We start from the raw sequence: 20,516 nt of genomic DNA on the forward strand, positions 1-20,516 counted from the left end.
TGTGGAGTTGTTGGGTACTCTGCATATCGTGCAAATAAGAACTACGTAAAACCTGCAGCATCCTTCATAAAATCCGTATTGTTTATGTTAGCTGTGGTAATTTTACAAGTGTATTGGCTTGACCCTTTGGCTCAGGTTGTAGTTCTACTTATGAGTATCCTGTACGCTTTTGTTTTCTATAAGCAACAGCCGAAATAAGCATCCTTGGAGTTCTATAACACCTAGCATCACGAGAACCTGCCAATGTTCAGGTTCTCGTGATGTTTTGTATTGGTACCGTTTAGTGAGACTTTGGAAAAGTAGCGCTCCGTGAAAGTGCTGATGAGGTCAAAGGGCTACAAGAGCGGGTGCTAGAGAGGCAGCTGATAAGCATAGAAGACCCCCGGTCTGCTCCTTGAGGAGCGGGCCGGGGGTCTTTCTTGATGCTGCCTATCAGGTGAGGCGGTGGCGCGGTGAGGCGTCTGCGGTACGTGCTTAGTTCTGCGCTGCCTCAGACTATTGAGCTGCCTCAGACTGCTGCGCCGCCTCAAGCTTGGCGATCCAGATGCGTGCCGCCTCCCAGAGCTGCGGGTCCTTGAACGAATCGAAGCGCCCAAAACCGGCCGGTGCCTTTGCCGGGTCGGTGCCTTCCGGAACGTAAATCATGACCTTTGTACCGGCGTCACGTGCCGCCTGCGCACCGGCGGGGGAGTCCTCGAACGCCAGCGCCTCGTTGCCTTCAAAGCCGAGGCGGTGCGCCGCCTCCAAGTACATGTCCGGGGCGGGCTTACCGGTGGGAACGTCGTTGCTACTGACCCAGGTGCGTACCAGCGGGGCATAACCGTAGCTTTCCATCTTGAGGGTCAGAATCTTTGCGGTAGAGTTCGACGCCACCGCAACGGGCATGTGCTCGCTCAGGAAGCCCAGGAACTCCTGCGCACCCTCAATCAGGTCCACGCCGGAGCTGATGACCTCGTGCTCGGTGGTGAGCAGGTCCTTCATCACGCGCTTATGGTGCTCGGCGTACTCTGCGGAGGCAACATCCGCCTTGTGACCGTTCTGCGCCTCGTAGGAGAGCAGGGCAAGCTCCTCGGCGACGTCGGCTGCCGCCAGGCCGGTGAGGCGGTGTTCCACCTCCTCGGTGAAGGGAACAGACCAGCGGGCGAAAAGCTCACGCTGCACATCGTTCCAGACGGTCTCGGAGTCGAGGAGGATGCCGTCGCAGTCGAAGATTGCGCAGCAGGGGAACCAATCGGAGGGTACTGTGTGTTCAAACATAATGTCAGTCTCTCACAGGGCTGTGGGCTATGGAAGCGGTGGCACAGTGGGTGAGAAAACATGCGGGGCCGCGCCTCGCCCACGGATCGGAAGACCGGGCGGGACGGAAAACCACATAAAGAAACCCTCCCGCCGCATCCAGAACGGACGCAACGGGAGGGTAGCAGCTAAAACAGCTTAGAGAGCGGACACCGGCTTATGAGTCACCTGACGCATAAACGGAATGGTCGCCAACAGGCCCACATAGACCAGCGCCAGACCCAGCGCAATAGCGCCGAAGGTCATACCGAACATCTTCGTCAGAATCTCACCGGAAAGACCCTGCGCCGCAATCAACGCCGTCAGCGGCAGACCCAGCAGTGCGGAAATCACGCTGATGAGCACCAGCGGGCCGAAGACCACGGTCAGGCGCGAAGCCTGCAGCAGCCTCGTGGGGGTACCCATCATATTCAGCGAAGAGTACAGCGAACCGCGCTCGTAAATCGCGGCGCTCTGGTTCAGCACTGCGGAGAGGGTGACCAGCAGGTACGAGAAGAACAGCATGAGCAGCATGCCCTGGAACATGTCCGCCATGATGGTCATGAAGGGGCCGGCGGCGGGGCCTACCTCCTTCGCCGTTTTGTTCATCTCACCCGCCAGAATCAGGATGGGGCCAAAGAAGGTCACCAAGAAGGTTGACAACGCCACACCCGAAACCTGACGCCACGCCCCGCGCGGGGACTCCAGCACCGCACGGTAACCCAGCAGAACCGACGCCTTCTGGGTCATGCGCACACGAATCTTTGCGTACGCCCACACCAGGAAGGTACCAATCAGGTCGATAGCAACCATCATCAGCAGACCCGGCAGAGCAATGAAAATCGCCAGGTTCTTAATAGCGCTATCCGCACCGCCGTCCTGGAAGGGCGAGAACATCTTGAAGCCCGTAGAGGTCGACGCCAGAATCATCACGGCAATCACCAGAACAACACCGATACCCATGGCAATGTAACCTGCGGAGCCAGCCTTTGCGCGGGTACGCACACCCAGTGGGCTGATGCTGACCTTCGCCAGACCGAAGAGGGAGCTCAGAGCCGCCAGGACCATACAGCCCAGGAAGCAGTAGAAAATCATGCTTACCGGCAGGAGCATATTCTCAGCACCCAGCGGAACGTTCATGAAGTGCATGGCACCGAACGGGAAAATCAGCACCAGGTAGAGCAACAGACCGATGATGAAACCCACGAAGGAGTACACCAGCGCATCCGCCACCGACAGACCCACAATCAGGGTCGTGGAGGCACCAATCAGACGCAGGGACGCAAGGCGCTCGTCACGGCGGCGGGCACTCAAACGAGCAGCCGAAGCGCCCAGGGTAAAGAGCGGAACAACCAGCACCAGAGCAGCAACCCACGCCAAACCCATGTAGAGCTTCTGAATGCCCATCAGGTTCACCAGCTCGTGGTCAACGTTGGCGGCGTGGTCAAGCCAAGTGCTCAGCGCCTGAACGCCACCGGCAACCGTCAAAAACAGTGCCGAGGAGGCGGCAAAAGCCAGCACGGGAAGAATCGCCTGCGAACTCCATAGGGTTCGCTTGGCGAGTAGAGCATAGATTTGCATTATGCACCTGCCTGAGACTGAGCACCCGGATTCTGAACGCCGAGGTTCTGAGCACCGGGGTTCTGTGCGGGAACACCGCCCTGGCTATTGCGCTGATCGCTCACAATCTGACCATCCTGCAGGTACACCACGCGGGAGCACGCCGCAGCCACGTTCGGGTCGTGAGTAACCACCAGCAGAGTCTTACCCTGCTGCGGAATCATGGTCAGCAGCAGAGCCATCACCTCACGCGCGGTCTGCGAATCCAGCGCGCCGGTCGGCTCATCCGCAAAAGTTACGGGGGCACCATTCACCTGGGAACGGGCAATCGCCACACGCTGAGCCTGACCGCCAGACATCTCACCCATACGGCGGTCCAGCATCTGGCCCAAACCCAGACGGTTCAGCAAATCAGCCGAAATGGAACGCGCCTGCTGGCGGGGAACACCGGCAATCATCGCGGCGAGGGAGACGTTCTCCTCCGCGGTCAGCTCGGGCACCAGCAGACCCTGCTGGAACACGAAACCAAACGAGTTAGCGCGCAGGGAGGTGCGCTCACGCTCGCTGAGGGACTCCACCGCCACCTGACCGGTGGGGCCATTGAACAGCACGGAACCGGCATCGAGCTTGATAATGCCCGAGAGCGCGTGCAACAGGGTGGTCTTACCCGAACCGGAAGGACCCATAATCGCCACGGACTCGCCGGGGAAAATATCGAGGCTCACGTTACGTAGCACCGGGTTATTGCCGTACGACTTGTGCAGGTTACGGGCAGAAATAATCGCGCCGCGTGCGAAGGGCGCCTGCTGCATCTGCTGAGGTGCCTGAGCGGGGTAGCCCTGCTGATTCTGGTAATAACCTGCCTGGCTCGGCTGACCCTGCTGACCGGGCTGAGCGGAATACTGACCGGCAGGCTGCGCCGCCTGCGGAGGGGTCATTGAGTACGGGTTCTGAGCCTGGAACTGCGGGTTCTGAGATTGAGGATTCTGCGTCATGACAACCTTCATTGGGTATGAACTAACGGAAGTACCCTTCTATCATCTCAGCTTCTCGGCGGCTCAACCCTCCGTCTGGGGGCTGAAAAATATGGGAAAACCCTGAAAAAATTCGCCCGACCGGGTACTCAACCGCCCCGTAGCTCATACCGCGGGATGAGCGCACCTCATCAGAAAGGATAAGCCGCGCACCCCTTGAACTGCGCGGGGGCAATGCCATACTAGAAGGATGACCGACGCACAGAACACCCCCATCATCACTCCGGTACCCAACCCCGAGGCAGGAACCCGCATCATCTTCCTGCGCCACGGCCAGACCGACTGGAATATCGACCACCGATTCCAGGGTGGCACCGACATCCCCCTCAACGACACCGGCCGCGAGCAGGTACGCACCGCCATCGGCGCCCTGAAGCAGGCAGAAGCCGACGGCACCACCGTGGACGCTATCGTCTCCTCGCCCCTGTCCCGCGCCGTAGAAAGCGCCGAAATCGTAGCCGAAGGCCTGGGCGTACCCTACCGCGGTGCCGTTGACGGTTTCCAGGAACGCTCCTTCGGCGACCTGGAGGGTCAGGTTGCGACCCGCGAGCTGATTCTCGCCTCCCGCCAGTCCAATAACGCATTTAACGTGGAGCCGAAGAAGGACTTCCTCGCCCGCTCCCTCGCGGCGTTGAACCGCGTCCGCCGCGAATACGAAGGTCAGACCGTTGTGGTCGCCGCGCACGGCATGCTGATTGCCCTGACCATGACCGCCCTGCTGGCTGACCGCCACCCCGAACTGCTCAACGAGGACGGCATCTACCCGATCCCCGTGAACGCCTCCCTCACTGAGGTGCCCCTGCAGTATCTGGACGACGCGATTGACCGCCTGCTCGTGCAGCACCTCGAGCCCGAACTGGGCCCCGAAGAGGTACCGGCGGGCGCCGAGAACACGACCCTCACCCTGATCCGCCACGGCCAGACCGACTGGAACAAGGCGAACCTGATGCAGGGCATCACCGATATTCCGCTCAACGACACCGGCCGCGAGCAGGCACGCACCACCGGCAAGAAGCTCGCCGACATGGGCCTGGAATTCACCGTGCTGGTGTCTTCGCCGCTCTCCCGCGCCCACGAGACGGCGCAGCTGGTCGGTGAACACTTCGACCTGCAGGTACACAAGACTTACCCCGAGCTGGTCGAGCGCGCCTACGGTGCCGGCGAGGGCTTGGACATTCCCGCCCCTGAACGTCGCTCCCCGGAACGCTACTACCCGAACGTGGAATCCGAGCGTGACGTGTACATTCGCGCGGTGCGCACCCTGCGCGGTATCGTGCGTGAACTCTCTGAAGCCTCGGGCGACCAGAAGATTATCGCCGTCAGCCACGGTAGCTTTATCCGCCGTGCCCTCTCCGCCGCAGCCGGTGAAGAATGGACCGTGACCGTGCCGAACGCCGAGCCGCTCACGATTGACGTGCCGGGCCTGTTCGCGTGGGATTCGACTAAGCAGTTCGACGAGGCGGGTCGCCTTGTTTGGTAAGGGACAACCCGGTAGCGGTCAGTCTGGCGCTCGCGTGTGGCGGTTGATTCTTTGGCCCGTCACGGCGCTGTACTGCGCGGTGGTGGCGAGTATCGTGTTCGCCCCCGTGCACGTGGACGATAACGAGATGGGTGGTCGTCTGGCGCAGCTGCTGGATACCGGCCACGCCGAGGGCTGGTTGCCCGCGTTCATCACCTATTCGAGTATCGAGCAGCTCTCGAACGTCATTATGTTCATTCCGGGCGGTTTTCTCTTCGCCCTGCTGCTGAGGCCGAAGGCTCGCCCGCACGTGCTGTACGCGGGCTTCCTGGTCAGTGCCTGCATTGAGACGATTCAGAGTTTCATGCCGGATCGTACGGGCGACCCGGTGGATGTGCTGATGAACGGCTCGGGTGCTCTGCTGGGCGCGGCGGGTGCTCTGGGCGTGCATCGTTGGCGTCGTGCGCGTCGCGAACGCAAGGGTAAGTAAGGATCTGTGCCTGTTGGAGGCGCCGGTTTCGAGGATTCTCGCTGAGGATTTTCGGAGCTGGCGCCTCCACTTTTTACCCTGTGAGGGCGCCGTGTAGGTGTTGGATACTGTGCGGATGAGGGGGGAGCGGGAAAACCCAACAGTTCATTAGGTCAAACAGACATAAACAGGCAACAGCTCGCAAATGGGTGTGGTTTCGGTAGGGAACAATCGGGTAATATTCCGGTAAATACAGCGTTTTATATTGACTTACCCACAAAAACCCACATAAAATCAAGTATTACCCTCAAGTGTTCTGCTGGCTCACTGAAACCATGTCTCTCACGGTCCTGAAAGCCGAGCAGAACGCAGAAAAGAACGCACAGATTTCCTCCCACTAGCCCAAAGGAACACCAGATTTATGTTCGCAGAAGAACGCCGTGCCGAAATTGCAAAGCTTGTTGCCTCCGCACGTCGTGTCAACGGCGCTGACCTTGCGCGCCGTTACGATGTGACCATGGAGACCGTGCGTCGTGACCTCGCCGCACTGGAAGAGGCAGGTAAGCTCCGCCGTGTCCACGGTGGTGCTGTCACCATTGAGCAGTCCACCTCCCTGGAGTCCTCCATCTCCTCCCGACAGGGTATGAACACTCCCGAAAAGCGCCGCATCGCCACCAAGGCATACCAGATGCTGCGCGACTCCGAGGCAGGCTCCATCGTCCTGGACGCAGGCTCCACCATCGAAATTCTCGCCGACCACATCGGCGCCGAAAACTTCAGCCTCAAGACCGGCAACGACCGCATCGTCATCACCCATGCACTGCACATTGCAGTCAAGCTCGCCGAAGCCGAAGGCGTCACCCTTGAACTGGTTGGCGGCCAGCTGCGCAAGATGACCTGGGCTGCTGTTGGTGCACGCGCCGCAGAGCACTTCGGCACCATGCGTCCCGATATTGCTTTCATCGGTGCCAACGGTATTGAAGCCCACTTCGGCATCTCCACCCCCGGGATGAACGAAGCCATCGTCAAGACCGCAATTTGCAAGGCGGCCCGCCGCGTTGTCTTGCTCTGTGACTCCGCGAAGTTCGGTCAGGAATCCCTGGTCCGCTTCGCCGGATTTGAGGATATTGACACCCTCATTACCGATCGCGAGCCCGAAGGTGCCCTCCGTCAGGCACTCGAGGCCGCCAATGTCGAGATTGTGATTGCCTAATGATTATTACTCTGACCGCAAACCCCAGCCTGGACCGCACCATTGAACTCGGTGCACCCCTGGCACACGGCGCCGTGCAGCGTGCTGTTGGTGCCGTGCAGGATCCCGGCGGTAAGGGCGTGAATATTTCCCGCGCCCTGCAGGTTTCCGGTGTGCCGACCCTCGCCATTGTGCCCGGTGAAGCCACCGACCCGGTGCTGACCGCACTGCAGGCTGTGGACGTCGAGTTCGCTAACCTGCCCACCGGTGAGCCGATCCGCTCGAACATCACCGTGGTTGACCCGGACGGCACCACCACCAAGCTGAACGCCCCCGGCACCGTTTTTGATGCCGAGCTGCGTCAGAAGCTGGACGAGCTGGTGGTTGAGCGTTCCAAGGGTGCTGACTGGGTGGTTCTGGCCGGTTCTCTGCCTCCGGGCCTGGAGCCGACCTACTACTCCGAGCTGGTGGCGGTACTGCGTGCCTCCGGTTATACGGGCAAGATTGCTATTGATACCTCTGAGGCCCCGCTGATTGCGACCGTCGCCGGTGAGCACAAGCCCACCCTGATTAAGCCCAACTCGGAGGAGCTGGCTCAGCTGACCGGTAGCGATAACTGGGATGAGCTGGAGGCTAGCCCCGAGCTGACCGCCCGCACCGCCCAGAAGCTGCTCGGCGACGGTATCGAGTACGTGCTTGCCACTCTCGGTGGCGGCGGCGCGGTGCTGGTCACTGAGCAGGGTATCTGGCACGCTGTGCACGAGCCGATTCAGGTTCGTAGCACTGTGGGCGCCGGTGACTCGTCGCTGTCCGGTTTCTTGATTGCTCACACTCGCGGTGAGGATGCCCCCGGTTGCCTGGTTCAGGCGGTAGCTCACGGTTCGGCTGCTGCTGCTCTTCCGGGTACCCGTATGCCTTCGCTGGAGCAGACCACTCCTGAGAAGGTCACTGTTCGTCAGCTGCAGCTTTAGGCTGGGTTTTGTGGTACTGACCTGCATATATTCCCAAAAAGGAATGTATGCAGGGGTGTTACCTCAACACCCACACGCATATACGAACACAACACACACAGGTTGCACACACCTTGAACTCATATAGGGGAGAGGCTCGGCACCGCTGAGCGGATCCCCGCCCCAACACATACCCGAGGAGGGAATATGTCTGATCTGATCACCGCAGATCTCGTCCTGCTGGACGAGAACCTCGGCGAGACCCGATTCGACGTAATTGCCAAGCTCGCCCAGGCAGTCGTAGATGCCGGACGCGCAACCGACTTCGAGCAGCTCTACGCGGCTGCCGAGGCACGCGAATCCAAGACCGACACCGGCATCCCCGGCGGTATTGCGATTCCGCACTGCCGTAGCGCTGCCGTGACCGAGCCGACCCTGGCAATGGCACGCCCCAACCCGGCAGTTTCCTTCGGTGCAAAGGACGGCCCCGCCGACCTAATTTTCTTCATCGCTGCACCGGACGGCGCTGACCAGGCACACCTGAAGCTGCTGTCCACTCTGGCACGCTCCCTGATGAAGAAGAGCTTCACCGCGTCCCTGCGCGAGGCCTCCTCGGCTGAAGAGATTGTTGAGCTGGTCAACGGTGCGCTCGGCGTGGGCGAGAAGAAGGCAGAGGCTAAGCCTGCCGAGGCTGCGCCCGCCGCCGCACCTGCTGCTGAGAAGGAAGCCCCCGCCGCTTCCGCTCCGGTGAAGAAGCTCGTTGCTGTGACCGCATGCCCCACCGGCATTGCTCACACCTACATGGCTGCGGACGCCCTCAAGTACGCGGCTGAAGAGCTTGGCTACGACCTGAAGGTTGAAACCCAGGGCTCCTCGGGTAACGAGAAGCTGACCCAGGCTGATATTGATGCCGCAGACGCCGTGATTTTCGCGGTGTCCGTGAACGTGCGTGAGCGTAACCGCTTCGCGGGTAAGCCCTTCGTCGAGTCCCCCGTCAAGCGCGGTATTGACGAGCCGAAGGAAATGATTGCGGAGGCTCTGGCTGAGGCTAAGAACCCCAACGGTGCGCGCGTTGCCGCTGCCGCATCCAGCGGTGAGGACAGCGCAGGCGCTACCGAAGGCGCTTGGGGCTCGCGCATCTACAAGGCTGTGATGACCGGTATCTCCTACATGATTCCGTTCGTTGCCGCCGGCGGTATTCTGGTCGCCCTGGGCTTCGTTTTCGAGGCAATTACGGTGCCGAACCTTGGCGATGTGAACACCAAGGCGATTCTCGACTCGGCAACCCTGTTCAATCTCGGTGACGTGCACTGGACCCTGTACCTGGGTGCTGTTCTGCAGACCATCGGTGGTTTCGGTCTGAGCCTGATGGTTCCGGCTCTTGCCGCGTACATTGCGTACGGTTTGGCTCAGCGTCCCGGTATTGCTCCGGGCTTCATCGCCGGTTCGGTGGCTCTTGCGGTAAACGCGGGCTTCCTTGGCGGTATTGTTGGCGGTATTCTCGCCGGTCTGATTGCGTACGCTCTGGGTACCCTGAAGCTGCCCCGCTGGCTTGGCTCGATGATGCCCGTGGTCATCACCCCGCTGGTGACTTCTCTGGTTGCTGGCCTGGCAATGTACCTGCTGCTCGGTGCGCCCCTGGCTTGGGTTATGACCACCCTGCAGGATTGGCTGACCTCCATGTCTGGCGGTTCCGCTCTGCTGCTGGGTCTGATCCTGGGCGCCATGATGGCTTCTGACCTGGGTGGCCCCATCAACAAGGCTGCTTACCTCTTCGCAACTGCTGGCCTGTCCTCGGGTGCGACCGTGAACCAGGAAATCATGGCTGCCGTCATTATCTCCGGTATGGTTCCGCCGCTGGCTATGGCTCTGGCAACCACCCTGCGCCCCAAGCTGTTCAACGAGAACGAGCGTGAGAACGGTAAGGCTGCGTGGCTGCTGGGTGCATCCTTCATCTCTGAGGGTGCTATTCCCTTCGCGTCGGCTGATCCGGCTCGCGTGATTCCTTCGACCATTGTTGGTGGTGCTCTTGCTGGCGCTATTTCGATGGGTGCGCACGTGGCTTCCCCGGCTCCGCACGGTGGTATTTGGATTATCGGTCTGGCACAGAACCCCCTGATGTTCCTGGTGGCTGTTGTTGCCGGTACCGTTGTTTCGGCACTCGTGTACGTGGTGCTGAAGTCTGTGGGTGCCCGCTCTAAGGCATCCGCATAAAGGCCGTATAACCTCACCTTCATTTGATCGTCTGTTTGCAGGCGTGAGCGTGAAAAAACACGTTACACTGTAGACAAACCACAGATAGGACATGAATTTATGACTACCTACAAGGGCGTCGGCGTATACGCCGGCCGCGTTATTGGCCCCGTTCTTCAGATGCCTAAGCCCATCGAGGAACCCAAGGACGGTCTGCGTCTGAACGGCGAGACCGCTGAGGCTGCAGCACAGCGCATCAAGGACGCATCGGTCCGCGTCAAGGAAGACCTGCTCGCTCGCGCAGAGAACGCAGGCCGCGACGGCAAGGCTGTTCTGAAGTCCACCTCTCAGATGGCTACCGACCGTGCACTCATCAAGAGCGCTATCAAGCTGGTTGAGACTCAGGAGATGGCTCCCGAGCGCGCAATCTGGGAGGCTGCAACCTCCTTCGCTGACCAGATGGCTGCTCTGGGCGGCTACATGGCTGAGCGTGTGACCGACATCCACGACGTGCGTGCCCGCATCGTTGCTGAGCTGACCGGTCAGCAGGCTCCCGGCATCCCGGTTTCTGATGAGCCGTTCATCCTGGCTGCTATTGACCTGGCACCGGCTGATACCGCGACCCTGGACCCCGAGAAGGTTATCGCCCTGATTACCTCTGACGGTGGCCCCCAGGCACACACCGCTATTCTGGCTCGCGGCCTGGGCCTGCCCGCTATTGTGGCGGCTAAGGGCGTGACCGACATTGCTGACGGCACCATCGTGTACATTGACTCCAACGAGGGCATCGTTGACACTGAGCCCACCGACGCTGACCGCGAGGCGGCTATCAAGTATGCAAACCGCAAGCCTGTCGCTGACTTCGACGGCAAGGGCGTGCTGGCTGATGGCACCCGCGTTGAGCTGTACGCAAACGTTGGTGACGGCAAGTCCGCTGAGAAGGCTGCAAGCCTGAAGGCTGAGGGTGTTGGCCTGCTTCGCACCGAGTTCGGCTTCCTGGGCCACGACGCTGAGCCTTCCATTGAGACTCAGGCTAAGACCTACAAGTCCGTGTTTGACGCATTCCCCGGCAAGCACATCGTAGTTCGTACCCTGGACGCTGGCGCTGACAAGCCCCTGCCGTTCCTGAACGTGAACCCCGAAGAGAACCCCGCACTGGGTGTTCGCGGTTTCCGTACTGACTGGACCGTTCCGGGCGTTCTGACCCGCCAGCTGCAGGCTATTAAGGCTGCTTCGGAGGATTCCGACGCTGACATTTGGGTTATGGCTCCGATGATTTCGACCACCTCCGAGGCTCGCAACTTCGCGAACATGCTCAAGGAGATTGGCCTGCCCGTTCACGGTGTGATGGTGGAGACCCCCGCAGCTGTGATGAACGCTGAGGCTATCTTGGGCGAGGTCGACTTCGTGTCCATCGGCACCAACGACCTGACCCAGTACACCATGGCGGCTGACCGCCTGCTGGGCGACCTGGCTCACCTGAACAACCCCTGGCAGCCCGCAGTGCTGAAGATGATCAAGATGACCGTTGAGGGCGCTCAGCGTGCATCGGTCACCGCTGGCAAGAAGAAGTACGTGAGCGTCTGTGGTGAGGCTGCTGCTGACCCGGCTCTTGCTGTTGTTCTGATTGGTCTGGGCGTTGACACCCTGTCCATGAACGCTGGCGCTATCCCCGCTGTGGCTGCGGTTCTGAAGTCCGTGACCAAGGAGAAGGCACAGCAGATTGCGGCTATCGCCCTGCAGCAGATTTCTTCTGCTGAGGCGAAGGAGAGCGCACGCAAGGCTCTGCCGATTCTGGACGAGCTGGGCCTCTAAGCCTTAAAACGATTCCGGTGCTGCCTGCCACCCCTTGATGGGGTGTGCTAGGCGGTGCCCGGGTCCATAAAAATGCCGGGTGCGGAGTTTTATTTCTGCATCCGGCATTTTTTGTACTTGTTAGCGTATGGCTGAACGGTACAATTTATAGAGTAAGGGCGGGTCCTGAAGCGCCCCGTTCATTTAGAATAGGTACCGATATATTTTCGGTTCCTTGATCAAAGGAGAAACATAATGGCAGAGCGCGAAGCCACTATTGCAAGCCGTGTTGGCCTGCACGCACGTCCGGCAGCTATCTTCGCTGAGGCAGCTGGCGACCTCCCCGTTGAGGTGACCATCGCTGCTAAGGGCGAGCCCGCAGATGAGGCTATGGACGCTGCATCGATTCTGTCCCTGATGTCCCTGGGTGCAAAGCACGGCGATGTTGTTGTCCTGCGCGCTGAGGGTGAAGGTGCTGAAGAGGCTCTGGACTCGCTGGTTAAGATCCTCGAGACCGACCACGACGCTGAGTAATTGACTTTCGTCTCTGAAGTGACCCCGAGCGGTGCGCTTCGGATGCTGTGAAGGCTACAGCCTTAAGGCGTGAATATCCCGTCACTTCGGTGGCGGGATATTTTTTGTTATGAATAATTCATTTTTTTATTGAGGTGCGAGTGGGAGATATTTCTCTGCAAATCTTAATGTATATATAACCTTTATTTTTCCTCGAAAATAGCTCTAGAAATATCTCCCAAAATATCTTCTGAGCAGTAATGACCTGGATTTCTCTTCATATCAATGAAGCCTTCTGCCGTAAGTGCCGCAGAGCGCTTTTTGCTCACAAAATCACCGGGCAGAAAAGTGATATTTCTGCTCTTCAGTGCTACCGCAGAATCGTGCCCTTGTTAGACTAAAAAGGCACTGTCTATCTGGGAGGGACATTGGCAGAATCGAGGAACACCCCCGCGACCCCCACATCGCGGGAAGCTTCGCATGCAGGCGAAGCAAACACTGCCGCAACGGAAGGAAGCGAGCAGAATACCACCGCGGGCTACATCGCCGGTAAACGCGGTTTTCCCCTGGTTTCACTAGACCAGGTCACCGACGAGAAATTGCGCCGCGTGCTGGCTCAGCATGCCGCCTCCGCGAAGAACTCCGAGGGCACCGTTAAGGCAGAAGCAGTGAGTGAGGTGCTCCAGGAAGCTGCTGCCGACATGGGCATTACCCCGCAGGAGACCGCAGAGCCCGATTGTGGCCCGGAACTGTGCCCCCACGAGCACGATCATGGGGCGCGCACCGTCATTGACCCCTCCCTCGTGCCTGACGACGACCTGGATGCGTACCGTGAGGACCCGAACCCCGTCACCTCCAGCAACCTGGTGACCGAGGCGGCGCTGACCCGCCCCTCCCAGCCGGTGCCCATGACCGGCATGATCCCGCAGGTGCCCAACTCTCACGCTGCCCGACGATACGGTGCGGATCCTACTGCTACACCGAAGACCGGGCCAGTTTCGATGCCCACCACCTCCGTGCCGCTGGTCGGTGGAGGCTCGCAAGGCCTCTCGGGGCGCGGTAGCGGCGGCCGCTGGGGTTCGCGTCGCCTCCGCTCTTTTGTGCGCGCTGAGGAGGCGGCACCCGCCGCCCCGCGCGGTGCCCAGCGCATCGCTCAGCGCCAGTTCGTGCCGACTATTCGCTCTGAGGAGCATGAGCGTCGTGAGGCGTTCCGCCGTGAGAAGGAGTACGCCCGCGATACGCTGAACTTCACCCTGCGTCTGGCGGAGGCGATGTTCCACTACGGCGCGGACGCTATGGACGTGGACTCGGCGATTATTGCGGTGTCTTCGGCGTACGGGCTGGACTCGGTGGAAGTCGATATTACGAACCAGTCGGTGACCATCAACTACACCTCGGACCCCGATATTTACATGGAGTCCCGCATCGCCAAGCGTAACGCGAACGCTGATGAGCGCTTCACCCATACCCTGGTGCGTGTGGTGCGGTCCTCAACGGAAAACTATGAGGCGCTCTCTGAGGTGTACGGGCTGATCTACAAGATCACGCGCGGCGGCATGACCCTGGAAATGGCTGACCTCAAGCTGAACCAGATTACGCACCGCCCCAAGCCGTTCCCGCCTTTGGTGGTGTGGCTGGCGAACCTGGTGTGTGCCGGAACCCTGACGGCGGCGCTGGGCGCGAGCTTCGCGACGGCGTTGAGCGCGGCGATTATCTTTATTCCCGTGTACCTGCTGATTCAGTGGTTGAGTTCGATTGGTATTCCGGCGTTCTTCCGCATGGCTGCCAGTGCGGGTCTGATGACCTTCTTGGCGATTTGGCTGGGCGGTGAAGGGTCCATTCTTTCGGTGCTTCAGCGTCAGGGGGAGGCGATTTCTGCGCCTCTGGTGGTGGCTGCGGGCTTGATTATGTTCTTGCCGACTCCGCGTCTGGTGGGTGCTGTTCAGGACGCGATTAACGGCTTCCCGGTGACGGCTGCGGGTCGTTTCGTGTCTACGGGTATGAGCTTCTTGGGTCTGGTGGTTGGCATTGCGACCGCGGTGAGCGCGATTAATATTTTCAACGGCCCGACCCTGGACATTGAGCAGCTGCGTTTTGAGCCGACGACCCCGCTGGTGGCGTCGTTCTTCTTCTTGGTGGCGATTGCGACCTTTGCGATTACCTTGCAAACGAAGCTGGTGAAGGTCGGCTGGCTGATGCTGATTACGGGCTGTGGTTTGGCGGCGTATTACAGCTATGAGCTGCTGGCTGGCCCGAGTACCGGTCGCGGTCCGACGGCGTGTGCGGCGGTTGTGATTGGTGCGTTGAGCACGTATTTTGCGTACCGTCTGCATGTGCCTCAGGCGATTTTCTCGATTCCTGCGATTACGTTCTTACTGCCGGGTCTGTCGTTCTTCCGCGGCATGTACCTGCTGACGGTTGAGACGGACGTGATTCTGGGTATGCAGAACATGATTACGGCGGTTTCGATTGTGGTGGCGATGGCTTCGGGTGTTGCGTTGGGTAATTACACGATGCAGTATGCGCTGCAGCATTTTACGACTCCGCGGAATGTGGAACCGGCAGAGACTGCAGAATCTTAACCCTCTTTTCAAGGGAATATAGCCAATATTGCATATATTGGGTGTGTGAAAGGGGCGGTAGCTTGTGAGTTCAACTCATAGGCTACCGCCCCTTCACTATGCCCTTGTACTGGGTCTTGCGCCGGCTCTCCACCCGGGCCCTTGCCCAGGCTCTTTGCGGTGCCTAGCGCACCGTCCAATCCACCGGCTCCGCACCCTGCTGCACCAGCAGAGAATTCACGGTCGAGAACGGGCGCGAACCGAAGAAGCCACGATGCGCAGACAGCGGCGAAGGATGCGCCGACTCCACGCTCGGGTACGGCTGCAGCATGGGTGCGCACTTGCGCGCATCCGCACCCCACAACAGACCAACTAGCGGCTGATTGCGCGCCACCAGGGCCCGGATAGCGCACTCGGTGATTTCCTCCCAGCCCTTGCCGCGGTGCGAGCCCGCATCCGACTCGCGCACGGTCAGAACCCTGTTGAGCAACATGACGCCCTCATCAGCCCAGCAGGACAGGTCGCCGTGATCAGCCGGAGCGATACCCAGATCGTCCTCAAGCTCCTTGTAAATATTGTTCAGCGAACGAGGTAGCGGCATGCCGCGGTGCACCGAGAACGACAGGCCCATCGCATTGCCGGGGGTGGGGTAAGGGTCCTGGCCAATAATGAGTACCTTCACCTGGCTCATGGGGCGGCGGAACGCATTAAAAATATCGGCGGCAGGCGGGAACGTACGGTAACCCGCCGCGTGCTCCTCACGCAGGAAAGCGCCCATGGCGTGAATCTGCTCTTCGACCGGGGCGAGGGCTGCCGCCCAATCCTCGCTCATAATGCTGCTGAGGGGCTGGTTCATGAATCTCCTCGGGAATATCCTCGGGCTGATGCGGCTCCGGCGGTCACGGTGCCGGGCGCGCTACGGTTACTTCTCTTCTAGACTAGGGGATGACGAATACGCACGCTAGGAGACGCCAGCCGCGGCAGGCGAACCATAGACAGGAGGCAACGTGCTAGAACAAGAACGCGCTGAAACCGCTGAGACTACTGAAACCCAAGCGGAGGCGGGGGTGGAGGCTCAGGCAGAGACTCAGCCGGAAGCAGAGCAGCAGCCCGGCGGTCTGTCCCCGGTCGAGCGGCGCATCCTTGAGGTGGAACGCCGCCGTTTCAAACACCAGGGCTCCAAAGAGAAGGCAATTATTGCCGCAGGGTTCACCCCGATTGCCTACTATCAGCGCCTGAACGTGATGCTGGATGATGAGCGGGTACGCGCCGCCGCGCCGCAGATTATTGACGTTCTGCGCGCCCGACGAGACGCTGACTAGCGCAAGAGTGAGGGGTGTGCTGAATGCCGCTCTGGAGCCTCCCTGTTGCTTTCCTATCGCACCGCACACCTCAGGCTCAGGTAGAGATTGAACACTGTGCGGTATCCGTCTCTTTCACAGCCGATTGCGGGGCGTTCGCGTTGGTTCCCGCTAATTGAGACGGTACTCTAGGTACTAGAACACCAAGACCGCACCTTCATCTGCCGCGCCCGCGCACCATGCAGGACGGCGCGGTACCAGCCGGTAAACAGAGACCCGTGAAATGAGGATAAATGAGCTACCCCCGCGACGAATTTGACGAGGTAGACGAAAACACCGCCCGCCGCGGAACCTACCGCGCGGTCAACGTCGACCCGGCAAAAAGCCCCAAGGGTGCTATCCCCCTGGTCGCCGCCGGCGTGGTTGGCCTGCTGATTGGCGGCGCAATGTACGTGTACGCGCCGCGCACCGCCTCCCCGCAGTACTCGGCGTCCACCGCGAAGAGCAGCTCTGCTCCCGCAAGCGCGTCGGCGTCTTCTGCGCCGGCTACCGCCTCCGCTTCGGCGAGCCCCACGAAGACCGGCCTGGCTGAGTCTATCTCTGTGGCGGTCTACAATGCGTCTGCTCCGGCGGGTAGCGCCTCCAGCGCGGCGGCTTTGCTGACTGGCTACACCATCAGCGAGACCGCGAACTACACCGGCGCGGCACCTGCAACCAGCGTGGTCTACTACGCTGAGGGCTACCAGTCGCAGGCGCAGAGCATCGCCTCGAAGCTGGATATTTCGCAGGTACGCCAGGCGACCGCTAGCGTTGAGATGGGCAACCACGAGGTGATTGTGGTTCTGGCGTCGGATTACACCGGCTAAAACCCAGCCCGCGTCGCTTCTGTAATTACAAGTTTTCTTTCAACCCCACCCGTGCAATTCCAATCGTGCACCGGGTGGGGTTGATGCTTTTAACGCCCCTTTTGGTGGGCTTGATGAGCGCAGATTAAGCACTGGGCGATTAACGCTTCAACCTTGGGCTTAAACGTTTGCTCCACGCCGGTGCGGGTGCCACAATTGATGTAGCATTCGGGCGTTCTGCGCCCTACTCTGCCCGCACCCCTGTCACGGCTGTCGTCACGGGTGCGCGGAGGAGGGGTAGCGACCCGATTTTAGACGTACTGCATCCCAGTGGGATGCGGGAGAAAATCCTATCGTTCAGGAGGACACTTATGGCAAAGCTCATTGCTTTTGACGAAGAGGCACGCCGCGGCCTGGAGCGCGGTCTGAACACCCTCGCCGATGCAGTGAAGGTGACCCTCGGCCCCCGCGGCCGCAACGTTGTGCTGGAGAAGGCGTGGGGCGCCCCCACCATCACCAACGACGGTGTCTCGATCGCGAAGGAAATCGAGCTGGAGGATCCGTACGAGAAGATTGGTGCGGAGCTCGTCAAGGAAGTTGCCAAGAAGACTGACGACATTGCTGGTGACGGTACCACTACCGCTACCGTTCTGGCTCAGGCACTGGTCCGCGAGGGTCTGCGCAACGTGGCTGCTGGCGCTGACCCGCTGAGCCTCAAGCGCGGCATCGAGAAGGCTGTTGAGGCTGTGACCGAGGCTCTGCTCTCCTCCGCGAAGGAAGTTGAGACCGAGGAAGAGATCGCTGCAACCGCTTCTATTTCCGCTGGCGACGCTGAGATCGGCAAGCTCATTGCTGAGGCAATGGAGAAGGTCGGCAAGGAAGGCGTCATCACCGTTGAGGACTCCAACACTTTCGGTCTGCACCTCGAACTGACTGAGGGTATGCGCTTCGACAAGGGCTTCCTGTCCGGTTACTTTGTGACCGACCCGGAGCGTCAGGAAGCAGTCCTGGAGGACCCCTACATCCTGGTTGTGAACCAGAAGATTTCGAACGTTAAGGACCTCGTCCCCGTCCTGGAGAAGGTCATGCAGTCCGGCAAGCCGCTGCTGATCGTTGCTGAGGACGTTGAGGGTGAGGCTCTGGCTCTGCTGGTGCTGAACAAGATGCGCGGCTCCATCAAGTCTGTGGCTGTGAAGGCTCCGGGCTTCGGTGACCGCCGTAAGGCTCAGATGGCCGATATCGCTATCCTGACCGGTGGCCAGGTCATTACCGAAGAGGTTGGCCTGTCCCTGGACGCAGCAACCCTGGACATGCTCGGTTCCGCTCGCAAGGTCGTTGTGACCAAGGACGAGACCACCATCATTGAGGGTGCAGGCGACGCAGCAGCTATCGAGGGTCGCGTGGCTCAGATTCGCGCAGAGATTGCTAACTCTGACTCTGACTACGACCGTGAGAAGCTGCAGGAGCGCCTGGCTAAGCTCGCCGGTGGTGTGGCTGTGCTCAAGGCTGGCGCGGCAACCGAGGTTGAGCTGAAGGAACGCAAGCACCGCATTGAGGATGCTGTGCGTAACGCTAAGGCTGCTGTTGAGGAGGGTATCGTCCCCGGTGGTGGCGTTGCTCTGATTCAGGCCGGCGTGAAGGTCTTCGACAAGCTGGAGCTGACCGGTGACGAGGCTACCGGCGCGAACATTGTGCGCGTGGCTATCGACGCACCGCTGAAGCAGATTGCTGCTAACGCTGGCCTGGAGCCGGGCGTTGTGGTTGACCGCGTTCGTTCCCTGCCTGCTGGTACCGGCCTGAACGCTGCGACCGGCGAGTACGAGGACCTGATGGCTGCTGGTATTGCTGACCCGGTGAAGGTGACCCGTTCGGCTCTGCAGAACGCTGCGTCTATTGCTGGTCTGTTCCTGACCACTGAGGCTGTTGTTGCGAACAAGCCGGAGCCCGCTGGCGCGGTTGCTCCCGGTGCGGACGCAATGGGCGGAATGATGTAATAACTTTTTGTCCCTGATGGGGCAAAAAGTTATGGAATCCGAAGGGTACGGAGTGGCCTTCGGTGGTGACCTAACGCTGGTGCTTTAGCCGGCACAGGTCCACGCATCCGTAGAGGCGGGGGCGGCTACCCATGAAGGGTGGCCGTCCCCGCTTTTGTGTGCCCATGCGTCCTGTCCCGGCGGTGGAGGCGGTAGAATGGCTCCTTATGGAATGCGCCTATTTTCGTGATGACCTCTGCTCCTCCTGCCCCAGCATTGAGACCGCCTACACCGCGCAGGTGCAGGCGAAGCAGGAGCATGCCCGCGCCCTGCTCGCTAACTACCCGCAGCTACAGTGGCTGGACCCGGTGACCAGTGCGGAGGCGGGCTTCCGCAACAAGGCGAAGCTCGTGGTGGGTGGTTCGGTGAAGAACCCGACCCTCGGCATTGTGGATTACCGTACGGGCGCCTCCACGGATCTTGGAGAATGCCCGCTCTATATGGAGCCGATTCAGGCGGCTATTCCGGTGTTGCGTGAGCTGATTCAGCGCGCAGATTTGACGCCCTATGACATTCCGAATCGTCGCGGTGAGCTGAAGAATATTCTGGTGACGGCTTCGGCGGCGGGTGAGCTGATGGTGCGTTTTGTGTTGCGTTCGAAGAAGCTTCTGGTGCCGATTCGCCGCCAGCTGGACTGGCTTCAGGAGCGGCTGCCGAACCTGGCGGTGCTGTCGGTGAATCTGCTGCGTGAGCCGGTGGCGCGCGTTGAGGGTGACGAGGAGATTATCCTGTCGGAGCGTCAGACCCTGCCGATGCAGGTGAATGACCTGACCCTGCATCTGCGCCCGCAGAGCTTCTTCCAGACGAACACGAAGGTCGCTGAGGCGATGTACGCGCAGGGTCGTGAGTGGGTGCGTGAGGTGGCTCCGCGCTCGCTGTGGGATCTGTACTGTGGCGTGGGTGGTTTTGCCCTGCATGCCGCTTCGGTGATGGACGGCGGCTCGGTGACGGGCATTGAGATTAGTGCGGAGGCGGTCGCTTCGGCGCAGCGCACGGTGGCTGAGTATGGGCTGGAGGGCGTGAGTTTTTCGGCTCAGGATGCTCCGGAGTTCGCGGTGTCTTCGGGCACGGTGCCGCAGATGCTGGTGGTGAACCCGCCGCGCCGCGGTATTGGTGAGAGCTTGTGCGCGTGGATTGAGGGTTCGGGTATTGACCGTGTGGTGTATTCGAGCTGTAATGCGGTGACTTTGGCGAAGGATCTGGGGCGCATGCCCTCGTATGTGCCGGTGCAGGGCCGTGTGCTGGATATGTTCCCGCATACGGACCACTATGAGGTTATGACGTTGCTGAGATCGGAAGAGCACACGTCTGAACTCCAGTCACCTGAAGCTATCTCG

Annotated in this window: 15 protein-coding genes; 11 read left to right on the forward strand and 4 right to left on the reverse strand. The window is 60.3% G+C overall.

The annotated features are described in order from the left end of the window. Window positions 1–495: 495 nt before the first annotated feature. From QZ540_RS05425 to QZ540_RS05435, 3 genes are all read right to left on the reverse strand, one after another. A complete protein-coding gene (locus tag QZ540_RS05425) occupies window positions 496–1,257 on the reverse strand; it encodes an HAD family phosphatase (RefSeq protein ID WP_294628288.1) in 762 nt (253 codons plus the stop codon). A 177-nt stretch (window positions 1,258–1,434) separates the two neighbouring features. Beyond that, window positions 1,435–2,856: an ABC transporter permease gene (locus tag QZ540_RS05430; RefSeq protein ID WP_294628290.1), complete on the reverse strand. Its 1,422-nt coding sequence runs from the start codon at window positions 2,854–2,856 to the stop codon at window positions 1,435–1,437. Next, window positions 2,856–3,830, reverse strand: coding sequence for an ABC transporter ATP-binding protein (locus QZ540_RS05435; protein ID WP_294628291.1), 975 nt, complete (start codon window positions 3,828–3,830; stop codon window positions 2,856–2,858). The genes QZ540_RS05430 and QZ540_RS05435 overlap by 1 nt, the downstream gene beginning before the upstream one ends. Window positions 3,831–4,059: 229 nt before the next feature. Between QZ540_RS05435 and QZ540_RS05440 the strand changes: the two genes are divergently transcribed. The 8 genes from QZ540_RS05440 (at window position 4,060) to QZ540_RS05475 (ending at window position 15,021) form a co-directional block, all read left to right on the forward strand. Then, window positions 4,060–5,349 carry a histidine phosphatase family protein gene (locus QZ540_RS05440; protein WP_294628293.1) on the forward strand — a complete coding sequence of 430 codons (1,290 nt, stop codon included), beginning with the start codon at window positions 4,060–4,062 and terminating at the stop codon, window positions 5,347–5,349. Beyond that, window positions 5,339–5,818 (forward strand): VanZ family protein, encoded by a 480-nt coding sequence (locus QZ540_RS05445; RefSeq protein WP_294628294.1) that lies wholly within the window; start codon window positions 5,339–5,341, stop codon window positions 5,816–5,818. The genes QZ540_RS05440 and QZ540_RS05445 overlap by 11 nt, the downstream gene beginning before the upstream one ends. A gap of 400 nt (window positions 5,819–6,218) precedes the next feature. After that, window positions 6,219–7,010, forward strand: a complete 792-nt coding sequence (locus QZ540_RS05450; protein ID WP_005504500.1) for a DeoR/GlpR family DNA-binding transcription regulator — start codon at window positions 6,219–6,221, stop codon at window positions 7,008–7,010. After that, window positions 7,010–7,960 carry a 1-phosphofructokinase family hexose kinase gene (locus QZ540_RS05455; RefSeq protein ID WP_294628295.1) on the forward strand — a complete coding sequence of 317 codons (951 nt, stop codon included), beginning with the start codon at window positions 7,010–7,012 and terminating at the stop codon, window positions 7,958–7,960. Before QZ540_RS05450 ends, QZ540_RS05455 begins: the two co-directional genes overlap by 1 nt. Window positions 7,961–8,146: 186 nt before the next feature. Next, window positions 8,147–10,153, forward strand: a complete 2,007-nt coding sequence (locus QZ540_RS05460; protein WP_294628296.1) for a fructose-specific PTS transporter subunit EIIC — start codon at window positions 8,147–8,149, stop codon at window positions 10,151–10,153. Between the two features lie 99 nt (window positions 10,154–10,252). After that, window positions 10,253–11,947 carry a phosphoenolpyruvate--protein phosphotransferase gene (gene ptsP / locus QZ540_RS05465; RefSeq protein ID WP_294628297.1) on the forward strand — a complete coding sequence of 565 codons (1,695 nt, stop codon included), beginning with the start codon at window positions 10,253–10,255 and terminating at the stop codon, window positions 11,945–11,947. Window positions 11,948–12,181: 234 nt separating this feature from the next. After that, window positions 12,182–12,460 carry an HPr family phosphocarrier protein gene (locus tag QZ540_RS05470; protein WP_005504506.1) on the forward strand — a complete coding sequence of 93 codons (279 nt, stop codon included), beginning with the start codon at window positions 12,182–12,184 and terminating at the stop codon, window positions 12,458–12,460. Between the two features lie 407 nt (window positions 12,461–12,867). Further along, window positions 12,868–15,021: a threonine/serine exporter ThrE family protein gene (locus QZ540_RS05475; protein WP_294628298.1), complete on the forward strand. Its 2,154-nt coding sequence runs from the start codon at window positions 12,868–12,870 to the stop codon at window positions 15,019–15,021. Between the two features lie 163 nt (window positions 15,022–15,184). Here QZ540_RS05475 and QZ540_RS05480 read toward each other — a convergent pair whose 3' ends face one another. Next, window positions 15,185–15,856: a uracil-DNA glycosylase gene (locus QZ540_RS05480; protein WP_294628299.1), complete on the reverse strand. Its 672-nt coding sequence runs from the start codon at window positions 15,854–15,856 to the stop codon at window positions 15,185–15,187. 151 nt (window positions 15,857–16,007) lie between these two features. Between QZ540_RS05480 and QZ540_RS05485 the strand changes: the two genes are divergently transcribed. From QZ540_RS05485 to groL, 3 genes are all read left to right on the forward strand, one after another. Then, entirely contained in the window at window positions 16,008–16,322 is a 315-nt protein-coding gene (locus QZ540_RS05485; RefSeq protein ID WP_294628300.1) for a DUF3263 domain-containing protein, read from the forward strand. Window positions 16,323–16,594: 272 nt separating this feature from the next. Then, on the forward strand, window positions 16,595–17,167 hold the full coding sequence (locus QZ540_RS05490) for a LytR C-terminal domain-containing protein (protein ID WP_294628301.1): 573 nt from the start codon (window positions 16,595–16,597) through the stop codon (window positions 17,165–17,167). 350 nt (window positions 17,168–17,517) lie between these two features. Beyond that, the gene (gene groL, locus QZ540_RS05495) at window positions 17,518–19,140 is read left to right on the forward strand and encodes a chaperonin GroEL (RefSeq protein WP_294628302.1); all 1,623 of its coding nucleotides are present in this window, start codon (window positions 17,518–17,520) and stop codon (window positions 19,138–19,140) included. Window positions 19,141–20,516: the final 1,376 nt, after the last annotated feature.

Source organism: uncultured Rothia sp., assembly GCF_916049665.1.
GTDB lineage: Bacteria > Actinomycetota > Actinomycetes > Actinomycetales > Micrococcaceae > Rothia.

Coding starts and splice junctions, on each gene's coding strand:
- QZ540_RS05425 (WP_294628288.1), bottom strand. CDS start 1,257: ATGTTTGAACACACAGTACCCTCCGATTGGTTCCCCTGCTGCGCAATC.
- QZ540_RS05430 (WP_294628290.1), bottom strand. CDS start 2,856: ATGCAAATCTATGCTCTACTCGCCAAGCGAACCCTATGGAGTTCGCAG.
- QZ540_RS05435 (WP_294628291.1), bottom strand. CDS start 3,830: ATGACGCAGAATCCTCAATCTCAGAACCCGCAGTTCCAGGCTCAGAAC.
- QZ540_RS05440 (WP_294628293.1), top strand. CDS start 4,060: ATGACCGACGCACAGAACACCCCCATCATCACTCCGGTACCCAACCCC.
- QZ540_RS05450 (WP_005504500.1), top strand. CDS start 6,219: ATGTTCGCAGAAGAACGCCGTGCCGAAATTGCAAAGCTTGTTGCCTCC.
- QZ540_RS05455 (WP_294628295.1), top strand. CDS start 7,010: ATGATTATTACTCTGACCGCAAACCCCAGCCTGGACCGCACCATTGAA.
- QZ540_RS05460 (WP_294628296.1), top strand. CDS start 8,147: ATGTCTGATCTGATCACCGCAGATCTCGTCCTGCTGGACGAGAACCTC.
- ptsP (WP_294628297.1), top strand. CDS start 10,253: ATGACTACCTACAAGGGCGTCGGCGTATACGCCGGCCGCGTTATTGGC.
- QZ540_RS05470 (WP_005504506.1), top strand. CDS start 12,182: ATGGCAGAGCGCGAAGCCACTATTGCAAGCCGTGTTGGCCTGCACGCA.
- QZ540_RS05480 (WP_294628299.1), bottom strand. CDS start 15,856: ATGAACCAGCCCCTCAGCAGCATTATGAGCGAGGATTGGGCGGCAGCC.
- QZ540_RS05490 (WP_294628301.1), top strand. CDS start 16,595: ATGAGCTACCCCCGCGACGAATTTGACGAGGTAGACGAAAACACCGCC.
- groL (WP_294628302.1), top strand. CDS start 17,518: ATGGCAAAGCTCATTGCTTTTGACGAAGAGGCACGCCGCGGCCTGGAG.